Genomic DNA, 3,146 nt, shown 5'->3' on the forward strand with positions numbered 1-3,146 from the left:
TGCCGCACAGGCGCGCCACGCGGCCCGCGGCAAGCTGCCCCCGCGCGAGCGGGTGGCGGGGCTCCTCGATCCCGGCTCGCCCTTCCTCGAGATCGGCGCCTTCGCCGCCCATGGCCTCTATGACGGGGCCGCCCCCGCGGCGGGGGTGATCGCGGGCATCGGCCGGGTGCACGGGCAGGAGGTGATGGTCGTCTGCAACGACGCCACCGTGAAGGGCGGCACCTACTATCCGATGACGGTGAAAAAGCATCTGCGCGCGCAGGAGATCGCCGCCGAATGCCGGCTGCCCTGCGTCTATCTTGTGGATTCGGGCGGTGCGAACCTGCCCAACCAGGACGAGGTCTTCCCCGACCGCGACCATTTCGGCCGCATCTTCTACAATCAGGCGCAGATGAGCGCGGCGGGCATTCCCCAGATCGCCGTCGTCATGGGCTCCTGCACCGCGGGCGGCGCCTATGTGCCGGCCATGTCCGACGTCACGATCATCGTGAGAAACCAGGGCACGATCTTCCTCGCCGGTCCGCCGCTCGTGAAGGCGGCGACGGGCGAGGTGGTCTCGGCCGAGGATCTGGGCGGCGGCGAGGTCCATACCCGCCTCTCCGGGGTGGCGGACTATCTGGCCGAGGACGACGCCCATGCGCTGGCGCTCGCGCGCCGCGCGCTGGGGCAGTTGAACCGGACCCGGCCTCGGACCGTGGCCTGGGCCGCGCCCGAGGATCCCGCCCATGACCCCGAAGAGATCCTCGGGCTGGTGCCGGCCGACCTCCGCACGCCCTGGGACATCCGCGAGCTGATCGCGCGCCTCGTCGACGGCTCGCGCTTCGACGAGTTCAAGCCGCGGTTCGGCGAGACGCTGGTCACGGGATTCGCCCATCTCATGGGCTGTCCGGTGGGGATCGTGGCCAACAACGGCGTCCTCTTCTCCGAAGCCGCGATCAAGGGCGCCCATTTCGTCGAACTCTGCTCGCAGCGCTCCATCCCGCTGATCTTCCTGCAGAACATCACGGGCTTCATGGTGGGACGGCGCTACGAGAACGAAGGCATCGCCCGCCACGGCGCCAAGATGGTGACGGCCGTCGCCACCACCGCCGTGCCCAAGATCACCCTTCTCGTCGGCGGCTCCTTCGGCGCGGGCAATTACGGCATGGCCGGGCGCGCCTATTCGCCGCGCTTCCTGTGGACCTGGCCCAACTCCCGCATCTCGGTCATGGGCGGCGAGCAGGCGGCAGGCGTCCTCGCCACCGTCCGGCGCGACGCGATCGAGCGGCAGGGCGGCCAATGGTCGGCCGAGGAGGAGGCCGCCTTCAAGCGTCCCACCATCGAGATGTTCGAGCGCCAGAGCCACCCGCTCCATGCCTCGGCCCGCCTGTGGGACGATGGGATCATCGACCCGCGCAAGAGCCGCGAGACCCTGTTCCTCTCGCTGTCGGCCGCCCTCAACGCGCCCATCGCGCCCACCCGCTTCGGCCTCTTCCGGATGTGAGCGGTGATCCTTCTTCCTTTCATTCTGGCAAAAATATCCTCGGGGGGTGCGGGGGGCGGAAAGCCCCCCGCGGCCGGCCCGGAAGGCGAGGTCCGATGTTCCGCAAGATCCTGATCGCCAACCGCGGCGAGATCGCCGTCCGTATCGCTTCCACCGCCCGGCGCCTGGGCGTGGCAACGGTCGCCGTCCATTCCGATGCCGATGCCGAGGCGCTCCATGTGGCGGTGGCCGACGAGGCCGTGTCCATCGGCGGGCCGCAGCCGGCCGACAGCTACCTGCGCGGCGAGCGGCTGATCGAGGCGGCCCTCGCCACGGGGGCGGAAGCCATCCATCCGGGGTACGGCTTCCTCTCCGAGAACCCCGATTTCGTCGAGGCGGTCGAGGCCGCGGGCCTCGTCTTCATCGGCCCCTCGGCCGCGGCGATCCGGGCCATGGGTCTGAAGGATGCCGCCAAGGCGCTGATGGCCGAGGCGGGCGTGCCCGTCGTGCCGGGCTATCACGGCGCGGATCAGGAGCCCGAACATCTGGCGCTGATGGCCGCGGACATCGGCTATCCGGTCCTCATCAAGGCGGTGGCGGGCGGGGGCGGCAAGGGGATGCGCCGCGTCGCGCGGACCGAGGACTTCGCCGCGGCCCTCGCCTCCGCCCGGGCCGAGGCCCGCACCGCCTTCGGCAACGAGGCGGTGCTGATCGAGAAATGGATCGATTGTCCGCGCCATATCGAGCTGCAGGTGTTCGGCGACGGCACCGATGCGGTCCATCTCTACGAGCGCGACTGCTCGCTCCAGCGGCGGCACCAGAAGGTGATCGAGGAGGCGCCGGCCCCCGGCATGACGCCCGAAATGCGCGCCGCCATGGGCGAGGCCGCTGTGCGGGCCGCCCGCGCCATCGGCTACCGAGGGGCGGGCACGGTCGAATTCATCGTGGACGGCTCGGCCGGCCTCAGCTCCGACCGTTTCTGGTTCATGGAGATGAACACGCGGCTTCAGGTCGAGCATCCGGTGACCGAGGCCGTGACGGGCATCGATCTCGTGGAATGGCAGCTGCGCGTCGCGGCGGGCGAACCGCTGCCGCTCGCGCAGGAGGCCATCCCCCTCCGCGGCCACGCCTTCGAGGCAAGGCTCTATGCCGAGGACGTTCCCGCGGGCTTCCTGCCCGCCACGGGCCGGCTCGACCATCTGCGTTTCGCCGATGGCATCCGCGCCGACACGGGCGTGCGGACGGGCGACCGGATCAGCCCCTGGTACGATCCGATGATCGCCAAGATCGTCGCCCATGGCCCCTCGCGGGCCTCGGCTCTGAACCGGCTCGCGCGCGCGCTCGAAGAGACCGAGGTGGCGGGCACGGTCACGAACCTCGCCTTCCTGCGCCGCCTCGCGCACCATCCGGGCTTTGCCGCGGGAGAGGTGGACACGGGCCTCATCGGCCGCGATCTGGCCGCCCTGACCGCTCCCGTGGCGCTGGCCCCGGAGCTGGTCGCGGCGGCGCTCCTCGTGGCCGAGCTCGGCGAGACGGCCGCCCCGCTGCAGGGCTTCAGCCTCTGGACGCCCCTCCGCCGGCATGTCCGTCTGCGCCATGGCGCCGAGGAGATCGCGGCGGCGCTCACCGTCGAGGCACCGGGCAGGGCCACGGTCGAGCTGGGCGGGGCGCACCTCGCCGCGCG

The 3,146-nt window shown here is 71.3% G+C and carries 2 protein-coding genes; both read left to right on the forward strand.

The window, feature by feature from the left end; genetic code table 11:
* Positions 1–1,483, forward strand: a 1,483-nt coding sequence (locus A9O63_RS07655; protein WP_069331393.1) for a carboxyl transferase domain-containing protein, incomplete at its 5' end; no start/stop codon positions are given.
* 95 nt (positions 1,484–1,578) lie between these two features.
* The coding region (locus tag A9O63_RS07660; RefSeq protein WP_069331394.1) for an acetyl-CoA carboxylase biotin carboxylase subunit at positions 1,579–3,146 on the forward strand (1,568 nt) is incomplete at its 3' end.

This window comes from Cereibacter johrii, from assembly GCF_001720585.1.
Lineage (GTDB): Bacteria > Pseudomonadota > Alphaproteobacteria > Rhodobacterales > Rhodobacteraceae > Cereibacter_A > Cereibacter_A johrii.